The 19747-nt window shown below is 45.1% G+C and carries 27 protein-coding genes and 1 other RNA gene; 24 read left to right on the top strand and 4 right to left on the bottom strand.

The features are described 5' to 3' along the window. Positions 1-38 precede the first annotated feature (38 nt). Complete coding sequence (locus CVD19_RS02320) at positions 39-983, bottom strand: DUF1385 domain-containing protein (RefSeq protein WP_101580247.1); 945 nt, start codon at positions 981-983, stop codon at positions 39-41. A gap of 205 nt (positions 984-1188) precedes the next feature. Between CVD19_RS02320 and CVD19_RS02315 the strand changes: the two genes are divergently transcribed. The 14 genes from CVD19_RS02315 (at position 1189) to CVD19_RS02240 (ending at position 11626) form a co-directional block, all read left to right on the top strand. Further along, on the top strand, positions 1189-1704 hold the full coding sequence (locus CVD19_RS02315) for a YqhR family membrane protein (RefSeq protein ID WP_101580246.1): 516 nt from the start codon (positions 1189-1191) through the stop codon (positions 1702-1704). A gap of 80 nt (positions 1705-1784) precedes the next feature. Next, the gene (locus tag CVD19_RS02310; protein WP_101580245.1) at positions 1785-1982 is read left to right on the top strand and encodes a hypothetical protein; all 198 of its coding nucleotides are present in this window, start codon (positions 1785-1787) and stop codon (positions 1980-1982) included. After that, positions 1970-3031 (top strand): M24 family metallopeptidase, encoded by a 1062-nt coding sequence (locus CVD19_RS02305; RefSeq protein WP_101580244.1) that lies wholly within the window; start codon positions 1970-1972, stop codon positions 3029-3031. Before CVD19_RS02310 ends, CVD19_RS02305 begins: the two co-directional genes overlap by 13 nt. A gap of 22 nt (positions 3032-3053) precedes the next feature. Beyond that, positions 3054-3611 (top strand): elongation factor P, encoded by a 558-nt coding sequence (gene efp / locus CVD19_RS02300; RefSeq protein WP_101580243.1) that lies wholly within the window; start codon positions 3054-3056, stop codon positions 3609-3611. A 170-nt stretch (positions 3612-3781) separates the two neighbouring features. Then, positions 3782-3913 (top strand): DUF6803 family protein, encoded by a 132-nt coding sequence (locus tag CVD19_RS25285; RefSeq protein ID WP_257984995.1) that lies wholly within the window; start codon positions 3782-3784, stop codon positions 3911-3913. A 122-nt stretch (positions 3914-4035) separates the two neighbouring features. Next, positions 4036-4488, top strand: coding sequence for a PCYCGC motif-containing (lipo)protein (locus tag CVD19_RS25280; RefSeq protein ID WP_374702856.1), 453 nt, complete (start codon positions 4036-4038; stop codon positions 4486-4488). A 10-nt stretch (positions 4489-4498) separates the two neighbouring features. Further along, positions 4499-5245 carry a c-type cytochrome gene (locus CVD19_RS02280; RefSeq protein WP_101580240.1) on the top strand — a complete coding sequence of 249 codons (747 nt, stop codon included), beginning with the start codon at positions 4499-4501 and terminating at the stop codon, positions 5243-5245. 269 nt (positions 5246-5514) lie between these two features. After that, a complete protein-coding gene (locus tag CVD19_RS02275) occupies positions 5515-6573 on the top strand; it encodes a hypothetical protein (protein ID WP_101580239.1) in 1059 nt (352 codons plus the stop codon). A 14-nt stretch (positions 6574-6587) separates the two neighbouring features. Then, a complete protein-coding gene (locus tag CVD19_RS02270; RefSeq protein WP_101580238.1) occupies positions 6588-7040 on the top strand; it encodes a cytochrome c maturation protein CcmE in 453 nt (150 codons plus the stop codon). Positions 7041-7068: 28 nt separating this feature from the next. Then, the gene (locus tag CVD19_RS02265; protein ID WP_101580237.1) at positions 7069-9051 is read left to right on the top strand and encodes a heme lyase CcmF/NrfE family subunit; all 1983 of its coding nucleotides are present in this window, start codon (positions 7069-7071) and stop codon (positions 9049-9051) included. Positions 9052-9053: 2 nt separating this feature from the next. Then, complete coding sequence (locus tag CVD19_RS02260; RefSeq protein WP_101580236.1) at positions 9054-9569, top strand: cytochrome c-type biogenesis protein; 516 nt, start codon at positions 9054-9056, stop codon at positions 9567-9569. 12 nt (positions 9570-9581) lie between these two features. Then, entirely contained in the window at positions 9582-9953 is a 372-nt protein-coding gene (locus CVD19_RS02255) for a hypothetical protein (RefSeq protein WP_257984994.1), read from the top strand. Beyond that, positions 9954-10961: a hypothetical protein gene (locus tag CVD19_RS02250; RefSeq protein WP_101580235.1), complete on the top strand. Its 1008-nt coding sequence runs from the start codon at positions 9954-9956 to the stop codon at positions 10959-10961. It abuts the gene before it with no gap. 158 nt (positions 10962-11119) lie between these two features. Beyond that, a complete protein-coding gene (locus tag CVD19_RS02240) occupies positions 11120-11626 on the top strand; it encodes a TlpA family protein disulfide reductase (protein ID WP_101580234.1) in 507 nt (168 codons plus the stop codon). A 37-nt stretch (positions 11627-11663) separates the two neighbouring features. Here CVD19_RS02240 and CVD19_RS02235 read toward each other — a convergent pair whose 3' ends face one another. Continuing rightward, positions 11664-12311: an SIMPL domain-containing protein gene (locus tag CVD19_RS02235; protein ID WP_101580233.1), complete on the bottom strand. Its 648-nt coding sequence runs from the start codon at positions 12309-12311 to the stop codon at positions 11664-11666. 188 nt (positions 12312-12499) lie between these two features. After that, positions 12500-12703: a hypothetical protein gene (locus tag CVD19_RS02230; RefSeq protein WP_101580232.1), complete on the bottom strand. Its 204-nt coding sequence runs from the start codon at positions 12701-12703 to the stop codon at positions 12500-12502. A 119-nt stretch (positions 12704-12822) separates the two neighbouring features. On the opposite strand from CVD19_RS02230, the gene ssrS reads away from it, so the two are divergent. From ssrS to clpP, 3 genes are all read left to right on the top strand, one after another. Then, positions 12823-13002, top strand: a non-coding RNA gene (ssrS, locus tag CVD19_RS02225) — 6S RNA. 173 nt (positions 13003-13175) lie between these two features. Then, positions 13176-13868 carry a sigma-70 family RNA polymerase sigma factor gene (locus CVD19_RS02220; RefSeq protein ID WP_257984993.1) on the top strand — a complete coding sequence of 231 codons (693 nt, stop codon included), beginning with the start codon at positions 13176-13178 and terminating at the stop codon, positions 13866-13868. A 22-nt stretch (positions 13869-13890) separates the two neighbouring features. Then, positions 13891-14472, top strand: a complete 582-nt coding sequence (gene clpP / locus CVD19_RS02215; protein ID WP_101580231.1) for an ATP-dependent Clp endopeptidase proteolytic subunit ClpP — start codon at positions 13891-13893, stop codon at positions 14470-14472. Positions 14473-14509: 37 nt separating this feature from the next. On the opposite strand, the gene CVD19_RS02210 is transcribed toward clpP, so the two are convergent. Continuing rightward, positions 14510-14791: a YfjL-like protein gene (locus CVD19_RS02210; protein WP_101580230.1), complete on the bottom strand. Its 282-nt coding sequence runs from the start codon at positions 14789-14791 to the stop codon at positions 14510-14512. A gap of 357 nt (positions 14792-15148) precedes the next feature. Here CVD19_RS02210 and spoIIIAA point away from each other — a divergent pair, with 357 nt between their 5' ends. From spoIIIAA to spoIIIAG, 7 genes are read left to right on the top strand one after another with little or no spacing between them, the layout of a single operon-like run. Then, the gene (gene spoIIIAA / locus CVD19_RS02205; RefSeq protein ID WP_101580229.1) at positions 15149-16072 is read left to right on the top strand and encodes a stage III sporulation protein AA; all 924 of its coding nucleotides are present in this window, start codon (positions 15149-15151) and stop codon (positions 16070-16072) included. After that, entirely contained in the window at positions 16073-16588 is a 516-nt protein-coding gene (spoIIIAB, locus tag CVD19_RS02200) for a stage III sporulation protein SpoIIIAB (protein ID WP_101580228.1), read from the top strand. 18 nt (positions 16589-16606) lie between these two features. Beyond that, positions 16607-16813 (top strand): stage III sporulation protein AC, encoded by a 207-nt coding sequence (spoIIIAC, locus tag CVD19_RS02195; RefSeq protein ID WP_079509703.1) that lies wholly within the window; start codon positions 16607-16609, stop codon positions 16811-16813. A gap of 14 nt (positions 16814-16827) precedes the next feature. Next, entirely contained in the window at positions 16828-17217 is a 390-nt protein-coding gene (gene spoIIIAD / locus CVD19_RS02190) for a stage III sporulation protein AD (protein ID WP_180953480.1), read from the top strand. Positions 17218-17247: 30 nt separating this feature from the next. After that, a complete protein-coding gene (gene spoIIIAE, locus CVD19_RS02185; protein ID WP_101580226.1) occupies positions 17248-18453 on the top strand; it encodes a stage III sporulation protein AE in 1206 nt (401 codons plus the stop codon). Between the two features lie 11 nt (positions 18454-18464). Next, complete coding sequence (gene spoIIIAF, locus CVD19_RS02180) at positions 18465-19091, top strand: stage III sporulation protein AF (protein ID WP_101580225.1); 627 nt, start codon at positions 18465-18467, stop codon at positions 19089-19091. After that, complete coding sequence (gene spoIIIAG, locus CVD19_RS02175) at positions 19084-19746, top strand: stage III sporulation protein AG (protein ID WP_101580224.1); 663 nt, start codon at positions 19084-19086, stop codon at positions 19744-19746. The genes spoIIIAF and spoIIIAG overlap by 8 nt, the downstream gene beginning before the upstream one ends. The last annotated feature ends 1 nt before the right edge of the window (position 19747 follow it).

Here is a 19747-nt window from a genome sequence, read left to right as displayed (position 1 = left end):
GCAATTTTTTACGCTTTTAAACTTGCCGGAGCATACTTTTATACAATTTCTTCAGCCTGCATGTTTTCCCTTGTTATCTTTTCCTTTTTTAATAGCTCTTTAAACGAAAGTATGGCTACTTCGACCTGGTCATCATGGGGTTCTTTTGTGGTCAGCAGCTGAAGCCACAAACCTGGCAGTCCCAGATATTTCAACACCGGTACTTCCCGGAGTTTGTTGGTCAGCTGCAATACCTCAAATGAGATTCCAAGCACGACAGGGATGAGCAATATGCGGTTCAGCACCCGGAGCCATAACGGCTCAGTCGGGACGAAGAAATAGACAAACATCCCGATGATTACGGTAAACAGGATGAAACTGCTTCCACACCGGTAATGAAGCCGTGAATGGGCTTGCACATTCTCGACAGTAAGGTCTTTTCCGTTTTCAAATGTATTTATTACTTTATGCTCAGCTCCGTGGTACTGAAACACCCGTTTTACAATTGGGGTGAGTGAAACAAAATATATATAGGAAAGGAGCAATATCAGCTTAAACAGGCTCTCAAGCAAGATCTGTGCAGGTTTTCCCGGAAAAACAGGCTTGAACAAATCCGCCAGAAATACAGGGACAAGGGTGAATATAAATTTTCCGAACAGGAACGAAATAACCCCTATTGTTGCTACACCAAGCACCATTGTCAGCTTTGAAACTTCCTGTTCCTGTATTTTATGGTCTTCTGCAGGATCAATGTCATATCTTTCTGTTGAAAAATTCAAATGTTTTGATCCGTTTGCACTCGCTTCTATTATTGCCGCAATGCCACGCAGAAAGGGGATCTTTTTTAATAATGTAAAAGCCCGGTTTGACTTTCTCGGCAGTTCAAAATACTCTATGGAGCCGTCCTTTCGGCGGACCGCGGTAACATAATGATATTTCCCGCCAAACATTACGCCTTCTACTACTGCCTGGCCTCCATAAACCGGTTTTTGTTTATTGGACATGCATACACCAACCTAATTCGTTTACTTGCACAAAACAGTGACATCCTTTTTTCTGACTGTATGTACTTATCTTTATTTTACTAAAAAAAAGTCAAAACCACTACATGATATGTCTGCAGCTTGGAAAAAAACCGGTGATAATTTATCCTCAAAACTGCAAGTAATGATACCCGGTGGACATAATAGGAAAATGGAGGTGCGGAAAATGGCAGAAGAACAGCAAAATCTTGAACAAAACCAGCATGAAAGGCCTATGTCCTTTATGGCAATGGTGATATGGACAGGTTTTTTTGGGGGTATCTTTTGGAGTGCGCTAGGTTATTTGTGCTACCTATTAAATTTTACAAACGTCAGCCCGAACGTAATCTTGGAGCCATGGGCCCTTGGTGACTGGAAACGAGAATGGCTCGGGATTGTAATTTCAATTCTCGCCATTGGAGTTTTATCGATTGGCGCTGCTTTACTTTATTACTTCCTGCTTAGAAAAATAAAAAGCATGTGGGCAGGAGCCTGTTATGGCATCGCTCTGTTTCTGCTTGTTTATATTGTGTTGAATCCCATTTTTCCAGGAATTCACCCATTCTGGGACCTGTCCAGGAATACTCTTGTTGCATCAGCATGTTTATATGTTTTGTATGGTGTTTTTGTAGGTTATTCCATATCATATGAAGAAACGGAGCTGAAAAATAATAACCAGGTCCAAAAAGAAGCATCATCCTGACCGGGTTCCAGTAGTGCTCCAGAATTAAGTTATGATAGAATGTTCTTATTGAACATTCTTTTTTTCACGGGGCCATGGCTGTGATAATATTAGATTCTGCTGGTTCCGGGATTCTGGAGACACTCGGGCCGAAGTACATATACGAACATTCACGCAGTTCCATCAACGGCCCCAAGCGGGCCGGATATGTAATGCTGTCCCGCCACAGGAGGCATGAGTCCGGGTTTAAACCATTAATGCAGATAATGAAGGGGAGGAATATCGGATGGAAAAAATAAACAAGCTTCGCGGAAGTTTTGAAAAGCTGGCAGTGGATGGAATGCTGATCACCAGCACGCATAACCGGAGATATATGACGGGTTTTACCGGATCTTCCGGAGTTGTGCTGATCAGCAATGACAGGGCACTTTTTATCACTGACTTCAGGTACACGGAACAGGCAGCCAAACAATGTGAGGGGTATGAAGTCGTCCAGCACCATGGCACCACTCCTGAAGAAATTGCAGAGCAGGTGAAAAAGCTGGGAATCCAGAAGCTTGGGTTCGAAGAGGATCACATGACGTTTTCGTCCTACAAGACATATGAACGGGTGGTGGGTGCAACGCTTGTTCCCGTCTCCGGTGAAATTGAAAAGTTGCGCTTGATTAAGACTGATTCAGAGATTAAGATATTAAAGGAAGCGGCAGACATAGCTGATGCTGCATACAAGCATATTCTCGAATTTATACGGCCGGGAATTACCGAACTTGAAGTATCAAATGAACTCGAATTCTTCATGAGAAGGGCAGGGGCAGCTTCTTCGTCCTTTGACATCATTGTCGCTTCGGGGTACCGGTCCGCACTTCCGCATGGGGTCGCAAGTGAAAAGGTAATTGAAACAGGCGACTTCGTAACGCTTGATTTCGGTGCCTACCATAAAGGATATGTATCAGACATTACCCGTACGGTGGCAGTCGGCAAACCGGACGCCAAGCTGAAGGAGATTTATGATATTGTCCTTGAAGCACAGCTGCGCGGAGTGGCAGGCATTAAGCCAGGCATGCTCGGTAAAGAAGCAGATGCCCTGACACGGAATTTTATCGCTGAAAAAGGATATGGCGATTATTTTGGGCATTCGACCGGCCACGGGATCGGCCTTGAGGTCCATGAGGGGCCGGCGTTATCGATCAAGTCTGAAACCGTTCTTGAACCAGGGATGGTCGTTACAGTGGAGCCCGGAATATACATCCAGGGTCTTGGCGGGGTCCGCATTGAAGATGACACACTCATCACACTCGACCATAATGAAACATTGACCCACTCCACTAAAGAACTCATCATACTTTAACACGCATTAGGAGGACAATTACATGATTTCGGTTAACGATTTTCGGACAGGATTAACAATTGAAGTGGACGGCGGCATCTGGCGCGTCCTTGATTTCCAGCATGTGAAGCCGGGAAAAGGAGCTGCGTTTGTCCGTTCAAAGCTTCGCAATCTACGAACAGGCGCTATCCAGGAAAAAACGTTCCGTGCTGGTGAAAAAGTTGGGAAAGCCCAGATTGACAACCGCAGAATGCAGTATTTATATGCTAGCGGTGACCAGCATGTATTCATGGATAATGAATCATACGAGCAAATTGAATTGCCTGCAACATCCATTGAGTACGAACTGAAATTCCTGAAAGAAAACATGGAAGTTTCCATCATGATGTACCAGGGTGAAACATTGGGAATTGAGCTTCCAAACACAGTGGAATTGGAAGTGACTGAGACTGAACCGGGCATTAAAGGGGATACAGCTTCTGGCGGTACAAAGCCAGCGACTCTTGAAACCGGCCTGACCGTACAGGTTCCTTTCTTCGTGAACCAGGGTGACAGACTGATTATCAACACAACTGACAGCTCATATGTATCACGCGCTTAATAAAGAGAAAACCTGTTTCCGGTTTGGAGGCAGGTTTTTTATTTGGTTTTATAGCACTGTATTCTCTCATTTAACGTATTAACAATTTTCCATAATTTCTTCTTAATTTCTGAAAAATTTCTCTTACATTTGTACTGTAATTTACATTGCCAAAAGAGGAGAAGTTGATTATGAACATGACACATTTACAAGCGTTCTTTGTAGGGTTTTTCCTGATAGTTGCGCACGTAGCCATGATTTTCGGAATGCTCGATCCAAGTCTTGGAACGGGCGGGTCAGGCAACGGACATAGTATGCACTAGCAGCACAGACAGCGTGCACTCCTCCGTCTAATCTTCACCAAATAGTAATAATTATTACTATTTTTATAGGGGATTTTTGCTACAATGAAGCAGTAGAAATAGAATCGGAAGGAGTGACAGATGTGAAGCGAGTTGCAGTCTTGTTATTGACTGGAATCCTTACTGTCGGTGTTGCATCCGGATGCGGCTCAGGCAATGAAAAAGAAGCAATTAAGCTTGATCCAAAGCATGCGGCAATGGCTGATTTTGTACTGGATTCGTCTCCGATCGTCCAGGAAACATATTTAATGGCGGCCGAAAAACCTGAAGTATTGGCTTCCGTACCCTGCTTTTGCAGCTGTGGTGAATCCGCAGGCCATATGAGCAATCTCGATTGCTTCGTTAAAGGAATGGGCCCGGATAATGCGGTCACCGAATGGGATCCACATGGCATATCGTGAGACATTTGCGTCGATATCGCCCGGGAGGCGATAGAAATGGATCAGGACGGCAAGGATCTAAAGGATATTAACCGTTTAATAACAAAGAAATATGATAATTACGGAACACCGACTCCAACACCTGTACCAAAATAAGGGATGAATCATGAGGAAATTATTAATCGGATTTGCGGTTTTTGCCACAATTGTAATCATCGCTTTTTTAAGCCATCCCGCTGAATTCAGAAGCAAGGAAGAACTGGCATCAATCAATCAGGGACAAAAGCTCTATACCCAGCTTTGTTCCGCCTGCCACGGGCAAAGCGGCAAAGGAGAGGGAAAGCTGGCAGGTACAGCTATAAACAATCAGCATTTTTTAAGTACTTTCTCTGATAAAGACATCCATAACCAGATTAAATTCGGAAGACGGGAAGGGAGTATGCCAGAATATGGTTCCATCCTGACTGATAAACAGCTGGACAGCCTTGTTTCCTTCATCCGCAGCTGGCAGACAAAGCCTCTGGAGCTAGAAGCGCCCACAGCACTTGATGGTAATCCATCAAATGGAAAGCGGCTGTACAGTTTGTATTGTTCAAACTGCCACGGCAATACGGGCAGCGGGCTAAAATCAACCGGATCCGCACTGGCACATCCCAACTTTTTGAAATATACGAACGATGAACAAATCTGGATTTCTGTCGCCTATGGCCGTCAAGAAACAAGGATGGGTCCTTCCCTAAAAGGCCTCGATGGCGTACGCCAGCTTGAAAAGCAACAGATCAGCGATATCACTACGTACATCCGCAAAGAACTGATTAATAGCTACAACCCTGAAGAGTCCAGACATCACGAAACAGGACAAAACGAAGTGAAGGAACAGCCTCAGGCTGAACAGGAAGGGCACGCCCATTAACCGGCAGTGCTTTTTTTGTTGCTTGTGCATTGAATACTGAAAATAAACAAATCTACATTGCCTAAATTTGGCGACAACAGGTCATTTTTATAAAAATGACCAATTTGTGATGTTTTTTTGACGATTTAGCAAAGATTTCCTCCGGGTAACAAAATGTTCAAGACTGGGCCGACAATAACGCATTTCAACCCACTATAGTTATTACTATCAGGGAAATAGTAAAAAACATGATTGTAACCGCGAAACATAAGGAACAAAGGAGGATCATCATGCTAAAAAAATTGATGTCTCTTAGTCTGGCAGTGTTTTTTGCAGGAAGCATCATTCTGCAGAATGCTCGTGCGGAGGAAGGGTTCACAGCGGAAAAATTCCCGTATAAAGAAATGCAAATCCAGGTGATGCCAGAATTTGACTATCCAGAAAAGTGGCCTGAGGGAGAGCCTTCCCTTCTGGTTGGCTATTATGGGACAGTTGTCAATAAAACTGGAAAGGACTTCACTGGCACTGTGGAGCTGCCTCTTCCCGCTAATGGCAAAAACTTCAGTGTGTACCTCGTTGCTGAGTTTCCGGAAGACAACAAACCAGAGGTCCAGCGGCCGTTTAAGATTGACGAGGAGAAAGGAGTTGTCTCCTGGGAGCCTGGAAAAGCGATAAAAAAGGACGGTACATACCGTTTTGTCATTGAATACTACGCAAATCCATTCAAAGTAAGCGGTGCCGATAAGCAGTTTAACTTTGAACATACTCCACAGGCGGATATTGAAAAACTGGACGTGATTGTTTACACCCCGTTAAAAGCAGAAGGATTCACCATTGACCCGAAAGCTGAAAACATCTCAAAAAGTGATTACGGCGAGGAACTCCAACACTATCAATATGCAAATGTAAAAAAAGGGGAGGGAGTGAAATACTCGGCCTACTATAAAAAACAAGGCAATGAGTCAACCCTTTCGCTGATCAGCAAGATGAACCCGCCAAAGGATGAAAATCATTCGGGAGCGACAGCGACCGAGCAGGTCACAAAAAACACGTCAGCGGCACAAAGTACATCTTCAGATGTAGGACGTCCTTTAATAGATGCCGCTGCAGGAAGCATCATCGGGATATCGATCATCATCGCGGGTGTATTCGTCTATTTTGGCCTCCGGGGAAACCGGATTGAAAGTAAAAGCAATACAGCAGCCCGGAAGAATGGCAACAAGCCTTCTAAGGGCAGCACTTCTCGAGCTGGTGATACAGGTGATGAAAAGAAAAAGCTGCGCAAAATGCTGATGAACGGAAAGATTGACCAGCAAACATACGAAGAAAAAATGAAAAAGCTAATTTAAAAGAGGTGGATGGCATGAAGAAGAACACTCTTGTCCTGACTGGCGGTGTTGTTATTGCCGGTGCAATTTTATTTCTGCTGATGGCAGCTACACCGGGCTCGAGCGGGGTTGAGCTTCCGCTAAAAGAGCTTCTGGCAAAGCAGGCGGTGCACAAAGATGATTTTGTAACAGTGGAAGGTCTGTTAATCGAAAATTCAATCAAATGGAATGCCGATAAAATCGAGCTTAAATTTGATGTCCAGGATGCGGAAGGCAATAAAATGCATGTTGAATATGACGGCGTAAAGCCAGACAACTTTTCAGAGGGAGTAATCGTCATATTGCAGGGTTATTTAGGCAAAAATGATACTTTTACAGCTGAATCCGTAAAAACGCGCTGCCCGTCCAAATACGAGGGCCAGGATATGGAAAACTATGACCCTGAAACACACAAGGATAAGCTAAACAAGCCTTCAAGCGAAGAGTAACGGACATTGACCATTAGAAGGTGACAATATGAACTTAGTTGGAAATGCCTCAATATACCTTGGGTTTGTGATTGCCATTTATGCACTGGCAATCTTGATCATTGGAATTCTTACAAAAAAACAACGCCTTGTGGACAGCGGAAAAGGCGGGGTAATGGCCGTATTTGTCTGTGCATCCGTTGCGGTCGCCGTGCTGCTGTACCTTCTGGCCACTTCAAAGTTTCAATACGAGTATGTAAGGGACTATACAAGCAGCGAATTGCCTCTTGTGTATAAGCTCTCGGCCCTATGGGCCGGGAATGCCGGTTCTTTGCTGCTCTGGACATTCTTTTTGGCCATGTACACTGTGATGGTTGCTTTTTCAAGAAAAATGAAAGGGAATCCAATGGTTCCCTATATCTCAGCCATCATGCTTGCTAATTCAATTTTTTTCTTCTTTATACTTGGCTTTGTCGCAGAGCCTTTTAAGCTGCTCGGTGAAGTGCCCGCTGAAGGACGGGGGCTGAACCCGATGCTCCAAAATCCGGGAATGGTGATCCATCCTGTAACCCTTTATTTGGGTTATGTGGGCCTGGCAGTGCCATTTGCGTTTGCAATGGCCGCGCTGATTCTTAAAAATATGGATGATTACTGGATTAAAATGACACGGAGATGGACGATCATCGCCTGGCTTTTCCTGAGCCTGGGGAACATTTTCGGGGGCCAATGGGCTTATGTGGAACTTGGCTGGGGAGGATATTGGGCCTGGGATCCGGTTGAAAATGCTTCGTTCATGCCCTGGCTGACAACTACTGCATTCCTGCATTCCGTGATGATCCAGGAACGGAAAAACATGCTGAAGGTGTGGAATATCAGCCTGATTGTAATCTCTTATGCACTGACCCTTTTTGGGACCTTCCTCGTCCGCAGCGGCGTATTGACGTCAGTCCATGCTTTTGCTGATTCTAATCTCGGAATGTATTTTTTGATCTTTATGGGAATTGCCGTAATCGGAGCATTGTATATCGTCATGAGCCGTTACAGCCTGATCAAACGGAGTGCGGGGGAATTCCAATCATTCATTTCGAAGGAAAGCAGCTTCCTGATCAACAACCTGCTGCTTGTCGGAGCGGCTTTTGCGGTATTCTGGGGCACCATTTTCCCGCTTGTTTCTGAAGCGGTCCGCGGCACAAAAGTAACAGTAGGAGTGCCTTTCTTCAATAAAGTGGAAGCACCGATACTTCTTTCCATGATGTTCATCATGGCGGTGTGCCCATTGCTTGCCTGGCAGAGGTCATCGATAAAAAACCTTCGGAAAAACTTTATAATACCTGCTTTCCTGAGTATTGCCGGAATGACACTCATGGTTGTTCTCGGAATCCAGAAAGCATGGGCAGTGATCGGCTATGGCGTCATTATTTTTCTGTTCATTACCCATTATCTTGAGTTTTACCGGGGTGTAAAAGCAAGAAGGAAGATGACAGGCGAAATGCCAGTCGTAGCGCTATACAGGCTGATGACCAAAAACCGAAGGCGTTATGGCGGATACCTTGTCCATTTCGGAATTGCCTTCATCGCAATGGGGATAATCGGTTCTCAAAATTATGACATGGAAACAATGAAAACTCTTAAACCAGGAGAATCACTTGATATTAAAGATTACCGGGTTACATACGAGAAACTGGACCAGCGCACAGAAGGCATAAACGACATTGTGTTCACAGACTTGACCGTGTTCCAGAATGGCAAACGGCTCGGTGTGTACCAGCCCGAAAAAGTTTTTTACGGCAATTGGGAAGAGCCTTCTTCAGAAGTGGCGCTTATCAGTTCTGTTGTCGAGGACCTGTATATTGTATTGAGCACCTGGGAAGAAGATGGAAAGGCTACTTTTATCGTAAAGGTAAACCCGATGATGAATTGGCTGTGGATTGGGTCTGCCTTGATTGTCATCGGGTCGCTGTTTGCTGTGTGGAACGGCAAATACCAACATAATACTCCTAGATATTCAGGAGTGACAAGAGAGGTGGCTTAAGGGTGAAAAGAAAATTTTCGGTCGTGCTCCTCATTGTCCTTTTCGCACTCCAGGCTTCATTATTAAATGCGCATGCTGCGGAAAACAAGAATGAATACGACTACAAGTCTCCCGAATTCAAAGCCGTTGCTTCACAATTTTTATGCACATGCGGCTGCGGCCAGGACCATTATGCCTGTGATATGGCTGGCTGCAAGAATACGGATGCTTTCAAGAAAGACCTTCTGTCGATGATGGAACAGGGAATGGATAAAGACGAGATACGGGAGTATTACGTAAATACACTTGGGGAAGAGATCCTGACAGCTCCCGAGAAAAAAGGATTCAGCCTGGCGGCATGGGTTCTGCCGTTCGCAGCGCTTGGGGGTGCCGGGACTGGTTTGTTTTTCGTGGTCCGCAAATGGGTGAAGCGGCAGGGCGATGATGGGCTCCCTTCAGAAACGGTTGGCGAAGAAGATGAAGTGGAAGGTGAAATCTTCTCTTCCATGATTGATCAAGAACGCAAAAAGTATCTTTAGGATGTGAACAGTATGGAGGAAATTTCGGTCATCTCAATGATGTTAACAGCTGTCCTGGCGCTGGGCTGCCTATTTCTGGTCTTGCCACCGCTGTTCAGGTGGGATTCCCATTTAAACAAAAAAGCAGAAATCGGCATTTCAGCGAACCAGAAGGAAGTCTTGCTGACAACGTTAAATGAGATCGAGTTTGAATATAAAATGGATAAATTGTCCGATAAGGATTACCACAAGCTGAAAAAACAATATGAAGCGCAGATTGCCAGGATCATGAAAGAAGACGAGCGAGCGGAGAAGACGGCAATCGACCGAGATCTGCTGGCGGAAGTGGAACTGGAGATTGAACAAGCGATCGCAGGCTTCAAAAAGGCAAAGGGTGGGAGCTGAATGAAAAAAATTGGGTTCTTTCTCCTTGCATTGTTTTTCCTGCCTTTATGCCAAGCCCAGGCGCTATCTGAACACTTGACGGTAGACATGCACTATGTCGTCGTCAGTCCAGCCGAGGACGGCAGCTCAATACTCAAGCATATGATCAATTACACAAACACGTCGGATACAGAATACAAAGGTGACGGAAGTTCCGAAGGAGTCATCAATGTCAGGCTTCCGCAGGGAGCATTCGCACTACAGATCAATGACCAGTCACTTGGCATAAAAGAAACCGGGAACGGATTTGTGACAACAAAGCCAATCCCTGCAAAAGAGACACAGGTACTGCCTTTTAGCTACCAGGTTCCCGCCGGCGTCCCAATCGGGCTCACACTTGATTATCCTCTCCAAGTCATGCAGGTTTTGGTGCCTGAAGGGGCCGGGAGCGTGGACATAGAGGGGGCAAAAGCAGCCAATCAAGGGATGATGGAATTTGAAGAAAAGAATTTCTGGTTTTATAACGTAGAGGGAATCGAGGCTGGCAAGCCGCTGACCATCATCTACCAAAAAAACAAGCAGCCCCCTGCAGACGAGGCCGCCGGTGCCGGAACAGAAACAGGCGCACAGACGGGTGACAATCAGGAGAACACCGGGAATGTTACGAGGACTGATCCGGGCTTCCATAATCCAGGCCATCTCAGAATGTGGTATCAGTCACCATTAAAACAATTCAATGCCCATATTTTGATGATTGTACTCGGAGCCATTTTAGCGGCGGGCATTGGCTACTACTTGTATTTTAAATGGAGAAGCCGTCTTGAAGAGCAGAGGATTGATGCAGACAAAGAGGAAAAAGCCTTTAAACTGCTGGTTGCCAAACAAAATACGATCATGGACAAAATCCTGGAGCTGGAAGACAGCTACAGCCATGGACAGGTGAACGAAGCAGAATATTCCGCAAAACTGGACGCCTATAAACACCATCTTGTCCAGGTTAAGCTGAACCTGCGCCAATTCATAGAATGATAGAAAAAGGAGGGGCCCCTGGATCATTGAAATGAAGAAGCTAGTAAAGCAGGCGGATGACAAATTCATTTTTACGCGGTGTTGACCTCTCAATTCAAAAGGGTGAAACGGTCGCAATTCTCGGGCCTAATGGCGCAAGGAAAGGGAGGAGATGACTAATGAAAAAGAAAATAATGAGAGTTGCGGTGCTGCTGCTTGTGATTGGGGCGTTCACTTATTTTGCCTTGAATTTAAATAAGGGAGAAACGAGTACAGGTCTCGGGGATAAGGCAGCAGCATTCACTCTCGATGATATTGACGGCAAAAAACAAAGCCTGTCGGATTATGTCGGACAGGTAGTGGTTTTGAATTTTTTTGCGACCTGGTGCGGACCTTGTGTCGACGAAGCACCTGAGCTTGAGGCTTTTGACCAAGCCTACGGAGACAAGTATAAACTATTGATCATCGATCTCGGGGAAACGCGGGACAGGGTAAAGAAATTTGCCAAGGAACATAAAACCAATTCAATCTACTTGTTTGACTATAAAATGGAAGTAAAAAAACAGTTTGGCGTGACGGGCCAGCCGGAAACCTTCGTAATAGATAAAGAGGGTGTGATAAGGGAGCATTATAAAGGCCCTCTTACAAAAGATGGGCTCTTTGACCTTGTGAAAAAATACAAGTAGAACAACAAAGAGCTTGGCAGCCCAGGCTCTTTTCAAATTAGAAAAACCTGAATTGTGCTTTCACTGTCGCATTTATTGTAATCTTACCTGCCAGGATGGGGGTTCCGGGAGCGCCCATTTTCTCAAAGGAAGCGACTACATATGGGCCCGGCATTCGGCGAGGTTCCTCAATTATTGAAAGAGGCTTCCGTTCAAGCGTTGCACCAATCGTATTGGCTATCGTTTCAGCTTTCTGTACAGCTTCCAAAACTGCAAGCCTAAGGGCGTAATTATTATAGGCCTGGGGATTCGCAATCGAAAATTGAATACTTGCCACTTCATTGGCGCCATTTTGAACGGCTGTATCCACTGCGAGTCCGGTTTTTTGAGGCTCAGCAATGATAATATTCAGTAAATGGGTTACCCGGTATCCCTGGAAAATCTGTTTTCCATCTTCATAGCTGTACATGGGATCAATTCGGTAATCCGAAGTTCTTATGTCTTCTTTTTTAATTCCAATGCGAATTAATGAACCTATGACTGAATGTGATATTTGGGAATTCGAATGCTGTGCTTCCTGTAAATTCAAGCTCTCAGTCCTTACCCCCAATAGGACAGTAGCTGTATCAGGCTGTGCTGTTACCGTTCCCTCACCCCGGACAGAAATGACCGATTGGCCATTATCCTGCGCTTGATTATTGTACATTATTTATCACCACATATACTTTTTTCTAATATATTACGGCAGGGTTTCATGAACATTCTGATTATTTTACTGTGCTATATAAAAAGCTGGGGAGCCCAGCTTTTCAGACGTGTTTTTTTATATAGTTAAGACTATGCTTTTTTGATCCCAGATGTGAGAACTGGCAGAAATTCATGAGTAATTATCAATCACAGCCTCGGGGGATTAATTGAATCGATCGTCCCGGCCCTCGGTTCCCGCCCGGTGGCCCCCGGGTGTTTGTCTGTATTTTGGTTATTGTTGTACTCGGAGTCCAGCTCGCCGTCCGGACCGTTATCATTGTCACCGCCGATATATCTGTTTTTGATGTCCCGCTGTGCTTTAAGGAATTTTTTCTTGTTTACATTGACCATAGTCACCGTCCCCTTTCCTTATTATTATTTTCAACCGTGTGTATATGATTACAACGAAGATGAAGTTTCCGGGAATTACCTGTTGAGTGACCGGTGATAATCGGGTATTATAATATACATATCTGCTGCGTTGTTCGTTAGTGTTATGAAGTTTTAACCTTTAATTAGTATTAGGGAGTCCAAAATCAAAACTGGAACAACAAGCCTTCCTCGAAAGGACGTTGGGATGGTTTTTGCGGGCACCCACCTGTTGGAGCAGGTTTAAAACTCCATTAGACGGCGGCAAACGCGGCTGCATTTTTAAAAAGCAGGATCCTTTTCTATAAAGGGTCCTGCTTTTTTTGGCGTATTTTTGGAAAGTTGAACTGGTTCTTGTGTAAAATAAAAGAAATAAAAAAATTTCTTCTGCCCGTATCTTTTCCTTCCCCATAACCGTTAAAAGGGCAGAGAGGTGCAAAAAGGAGTGAACTGAATGCATAGCAAACAAGCTGCCAATAAAATACAGCACCCAAAGGAATCCTGCGCGCATGTTTTATTAATGGAGTTTTATCCCGGACTACAGCGGTATTGCCGTTTTATAGCGCAAAATAAATGGGATGGGGATGATTTGGCCCAGGAGGCAATGCTAAAAGCACTCCAGCATTATAAGAATGACCATAGCATGGTAAGTTCAGCCCTGCTAAACAAAATCGCATATCACAACTGGATTGATACGCTGAGGAAAAGGAAACGCGAAGTCAGCGGGTTACAACCGGAAGCGATTGAAAACGAGCCAGCATCTCCTGATGGGCTGATCGATACCGTTAACCTGTTAATGAACCAGTTGACACCAAAGCAGGCAGTTGTATTAATGCTTAAGGAAGCCTTTCACTATCAGGCAAGGGAAATTGCTGACTTGCTTAAAACGCGGGAAACGGCAGTAAAATCTATTCTGCACCGGGCAAAAAAGCGTTTGTCAAGAGAGGACGCGATTTCTGCAACTCCTTTCTGGGATCAAACTGACAGGGATACTCTATTTGATCTTCTGTATAAAACACTGCAGACAGAGGATCCAAAAGAGCTTATCAACCGGGTACCGGAAATTCCATCACTAGCAGGGGCTCCAAAGCTGGTTGGAGCTATGCATTCGAGTTCACCTCTCAGCTCTTTCTGCATGGCAGCATAAGAAGATAAGGGGAGGAATTTATTTGAGTGCCATTCCGTATGTAATCGAGCAATCCAGCCGCGGGGAACGTTCATATGACATTTATTCGCGCCTGCTTAAAGACCGGATTATCATCCTCGGGGATGAAATTAATGATCATGTAGCAAACAGCGTCATTGCCCAGCTATTATTTTTAGAGGCAGACAATCCCGAAAAAGACATTTCGATTTATATCAACAGCCCGGGCGGATCCACTTCCGCGGGGTTCGCCATTTTTGACACGATGGAGCTGATCAAGCCGGATGTGAGCACCATCTGCATTGGTTTTGCGGCATCTTTCGGGGCGATGCTGCTGCTCGCAGGAACTAAAGGAAAAAGGTACGCGCTTCCAAACAGTGAGATCATGATCCACCAGCCGCTAGGCGGGGCAAGGGGGCAGGCAACGGAAATTGAAATTTCTGCGCGGCGCATCCTGAAACTAAGGGAGCATGTCAATCAAATCATTTCACAACGGACAGGGCAGCCAGTCGAAAAGGTAGCAAAGGACACGGATCGGGATTACTTCATGACTGCCCAGGAAGCAAAAGAATACGGGATCATTGACGAGATTATCAGTCAAAAATAGGGGAGAGGGGCATTTTTTGCCTCTCTCTTTTCTTGAGTCATGGTTTTGAACGCTCATCTTTGACTACTTTTCCCTTTTTCACATCTATATTCCCTGACAACTTGCCACTTCTGGATTTCACATGAACCACAAAAGTGCCTTCCCCAGGATAATGATTGACCTCCGTAACGATGAATGATTCCTGTGGATACTTTTCCTTCACATAATCTTGTACGATGTTATGACTTTCGCTTCTTTCAACAGGGTTTCCATAAAAAAACAAAAACGCATTAATTCCCAATAAGCAGAACAGAGCCGCATACAAGAATTTTTTAGTCATACATCCATCCTCCTATAATTAAGTATATTTTTTCACTTATAGTATATTATTATTTGAAGATGTTTGTATATTTTCCATAATAATCATGGTGGTTTGAGGTTTTTTAATAGGAGTAATCATGTTGTAAAGGAGCGATTCTCGCTTTGGCCACATGTCTTGCCGTTACTGATTGACCACTAAACTGTTCTATCATGACCAGTCCCTCCCCCGGGGACTGGTTTTTTCAATGTTTTCACACCATTTCAGGAAACACCGCGCGTTGCCAATGCTATTTTTAAGGCTGAATGAAAGTCATAATGTGTCCAAGCCTGCATACATTTTAATTAGTGGGAGCCATGTATAAGGGGGGTTCGAATAATGCAGGAGATATTATCCGTTTTGCCAAAGCGAATCGCAGACAAGCTCAGGTCCATTCCTCCTATGCAAGAAGAAGTTATAGAGGAAATCAGGATTCGGATCGGCCGTCCGCTAGAAATCGGCATTGGGGGGGGACCCCGTTTTATACCGTACATCGTCCATCCCGAAGATGCCGTCCAGCTGTTAAACAAACTTGGCCACTTTTCCATGTACACTTTGGAAGAAGAATTAAAACGCGGATATATAACCATTGCCGGCGGACACCGCGTCGGCCTTGCGGGGAAAGTTATCCTTGAGGAAGGTAAGGTCAAAGCGATCAGGGATATATCGTCTTTTAATATCCGGATTGCCAGGGAGAAAATCGGGATAGCACACCCGCTTATCCCCTTTTTATTCAAGAATGGATGGCTGCATACGGTCATAATCGGCCCCCCACAGACGGGAAAAACAACAATGCTCCGTGATCTGGCCAGAGTGGTGTCGAGCGGCAACCCCGAACAGGGTATCCCTTCTCTAAAAGTGGGAATTGTTGACGAACGCTCAGAAATCGCCGGTTGTGTGAATGGGATTCCACAGCTTACCTTTGGGCCAAGAATAGATATTCTTGATTCATGCCCAAAAGCAGAAGGCATGATGATGATGATCCGCTCGATGAGCCCGGACATCCTGATAGTGGACGAAATAGGCCGCAAAGAAGACGCAGAAGCCATAATGGAAGCGGTAAATGCGGGGATCAAGCTGATCATGACCACACATGGCAATTCCCTGGCTGAGCTGCATAAGCGGCCGATCCTTAAACCGTTGCTTGAAATGGGTATCTTTGAACGGTTCGTTGAATTGGCCAGGACCTCTGGACCCGGGACAATTGCATCTATCAAGGATGGCAATGGTAAAGACATTTTGCAGCAAGTGGGAGTGTCGTAAATGTTCAAATTAATTGGAGCCGTGTTTATTATCATTGCCACGACCTGGACTGGATTAGAGGCTTCAAGGCATTTAAGTGAACGCCCGAAACAGCTGCGGCTGTTAAAATCCGCATTGCAGTCATTGGAAGCTGAAATCATGTACGGCCATACTCCGCTCCACGAAGCATCCAGGAAGCTGGCCGCACAACTGCCAAAACCGCTTTCCTGGTTTTTTGAAACATTCTCAAAAAAACTGACAGCAACCGAGACAACTGTGAAAGCTGCCTGGGAGGAAAGCCTGGCGGAAGTATGGAAGCTTACAGCTTTCAAACAGGGTGAGCATGAAATTCTCAAACAATTCGGCGAGACCCTTGGCCGCCATGACAGGCACTCACAGCAAAAGCAAATCCTGCTGGCGATTTCACACCTTGAACGGGAGGAAAAGGACGCCTGCGAACGGCAATTGAAATATGAAAAAATGGTGAAAAGCCTTGGTTTTTTATCAGGACTGCTGCTGATCATCTTGCTGATGTAGCACTGGGAGGAGAACAAAATGGGGTTAGATGTTGACATTATTTTTAAAATAGCGGGAGTCGGGATTGTCGTCGCGTTTTTGCACACCATCCTCGATCAGGTCGGAAAAAAGGAATATGCCCAATGGGTCACATTGTTTGGCTTTATATACATTTTGTTCATGGTTGCTTCAATTGTTGACGACCTGTTCCAAAAGATTAAATCAGTCTTTTTATTTCAGGGGTAAGGGAGGGCTCTGCAATTGAGATAATTCAAATTGCCGGTGTTGCACTGGTCGCAACGTTTCTTGCCCTGATCTTGAAGGAGCAAAAGCCGAATTTCGCGTTTTTGCTCATTGTCTTTACCGGTTGCGCGATTTTTTTATTCCTCGTCGACCAGATCTACCAGATCATTAACATGATCCACACACTGGCCGCCAATGCCAAAGTAAACCTGATCTATGTTGAAACTATTTTGAAAATCATCGGGATTGCCTACATTGCCGAATTTGCTTCTCAAATCACAAAGGATGCCGGCCAGGGCGCCATTGCTTCTAAAATAGAACTTGGCGGAAAAATACTGATCCTGGCAATGGCGATTCCGATTTTGACGGTGATGATCGAAACAATCATCCGTTTGATTCCGGGCTGATACAAGACCCTTTATTGAAGAGGTGACACTATGAAGCAGCGGCCGAAGATCGTCCAGGGCATTGTTCTATTACTGATTTCGCTTTTTTTATTTACACCGTTTGTACAAGCCTCTCAGCAAGGGGAAGACAGCGAAGGGCCGATTGATCCTCAGGAAATCGCAAACAACCAGCTAGATACTCTTAACGTTGACGAACTCAAAGGGTTTTGGGAGGACATTTTAAATGAATATGGCGGATTTTTGCCAGAAAGCCAGAAAGGGAGCTTATATGATTTCATAAAAGGTGACAAAGAAATTTCAATGAAGGAGTGGTTCTCAGGATTAATCAAGTTTGCCTTCCAGGAGTTCATCGTCAATGGGAAACTGCTTGGTTCATTGATTCTGCTCACTGTATTCAGCATGTTTCTGCAGACTTTGCAAAATTCGTTTGAAAAGAGCACGATCAGCAAAGTGGCCTACTCGATCGTGTTTATGGTTTTGATTATCATTGCTTTGAACAGTTTCCATGTCGCCATTGATTATACAAACCAGGCAATCGGCACGATGATCCAGTTCATCCTTGCCCTTATCCCGTTGCTGCTCGCGCTGATGGCTTCCTCTGGTGGTGTTGTTTCCGCGGGCTTTTTTCACCCGGTTATTTTATTTTTGATGAACACAAGCGGGGTGTTCATCCAATATGTCATCCTGCCTTTGCTGTTCCTCTCCACATTGCTCAGCGTCGTAAGCATCTTGACAGATCACTATAAGGTGACACAGCTTGCAGGCCTCATCAGGAATTGGAGCATTGGGCTGCTGGGATTGTTTTTGACGGTATTTCTTGGTGTCATTTCTGTACAGGGAGCCTCAACGGCTGTGGCCGATGGTGTTGCTGTCAAAACCGCCAAATATATTACCGGGAATTTTGTGCCGGTGATCGGCAGGGCATTCACCGATGCGGCAGATACGGTCATCAGTGCTTCGGTCCTGCTGAAAAATACAGTCGGGCTGGCCGGGGTGGCAATCTTGCTGCTTATCGCGGCATTCCCGGCAGTAAAAATCCTGTTAATCGCGTTTATCTACAAATTTGCCGCGGCAATTTTGCAGCCGCTTGGCGGTGGCCCTGTCATCTCCTGCCTTGACATCATCAGCAAGAGTGTCATCTATGTGTTTGCCGCGTTGGCCATCGTTTCCCTGATGTTTTTCCTAAGCATCACTGTGATTGTTGCGGCCGGCAATTTAACGATGATGGTGAGATAGGAGGAGCCTGGATGGACGTTCTAAAAGAATGGATAACGAACATTATATTATTTATCCTGCTGGCTACAGTCATTGATATGCTCCTGCCAAATTCAAATTTACAAAAGTATACAAAGATCGTAACAGGGCTGCTGCTGATCGCAATCATTCTGTCCCCGGTGCTGAAGCTCCTGTCGGGTGATTTTGAAAGGGCGCTTGCTTCCATCCCTTTAATGCAGGATAACGGGGGAAATAATATGGAAAATTTAATAGAAATGCAGAAAACAGAAATACAAGCCTCCCAGCATGCATATATTTTAGAACAAATGGCTGTCCAGTTAAAAAAGGACGCAGAGGAGGAGTTGATGGAGCGGTACGGAATGGAGATAGACGGAATAGAACTCGTTGAAAATGATAATAAGGACCAGCGTCCCTTCCCGGAAAATTTGGAGTCTATCATTGTCAGCCTTAAGGTTCCGGAAGACCAGGAGGCCATCGAAGCAGTCAAAACAGTAGAGATCAACACGGACCAGCCTCTTCCATCAAAGCAACAAGCAACTGACACAAATCAGATTGTGTATCTTCTCTCTGAAAAATGGAATGTTCCCGCGGAATCAATTCAGGTCGTGATAGAAGGGGGGCACAAACAAAATGGGTAATGATAAAGGACCGATATCCTGGCTGAAAAATTTACTTAATAAAGAGGACGGACAGTCCGGGAAGAAGCCTGGTAAATATCAATATTTGCTTGTCGTCCTTCTGTTCGGCCTTGCCATCATGGTGGCAGGAAACATGTTCACATCAAAAAAATCTTCTGTAGGAGAAGTGCCGGTGTATAAAGAAGGAGACAGCCAGGAGGATGTAGCCGCATTCGGGCACAAAAAAACATCGGAAAACAACCAGATAACGGACTATGAGGCGGCCTATGAAACCCAGTTGAAAGAGGCACTGGAAGGAATCTCAGGTGTCGGGGATGTATTGGTAGTCGTCAATGTAGATTCGACAGAAAGAAAGGTTTTGGAGAAAAACACAGTGACCCGGTCACAGACGACCGATGAAACGGACCGGGAAGGCGGAAAAAGAAATGTGGAAGACGCCTCCGTGGACGAGCAGCTGGTGATTATCAGAAATGGCGAAAAAGAGGTCCCGATCGTGCTTGAAACGAAGAAGCCGGCAATCCGCGGGGTTCTCGTTGTGGCGAAGGGTGCTGAAAACATACAAGTAAAAAAATGGATTATTGAGGCGGTGACCCGGTCTCTGGATGTACCAAGCCACCGGGTATCGGTCCAGCCAAAAAAAACCAAGGGGGATTAAT

This window comes from Bacillus sp. T33-2, from assembly GCF_002860205.1.
In the GTDB taxonomy this organism is placed as follows: Bacteria; Bacillota; Bacilli; order Bacillales; family Cytobacillaceae; genus T33-2.
Note: the sequence above shows the minus strand (reverse complement) of the source record. Positions and strands in the feature narration are given on the sequence as shown.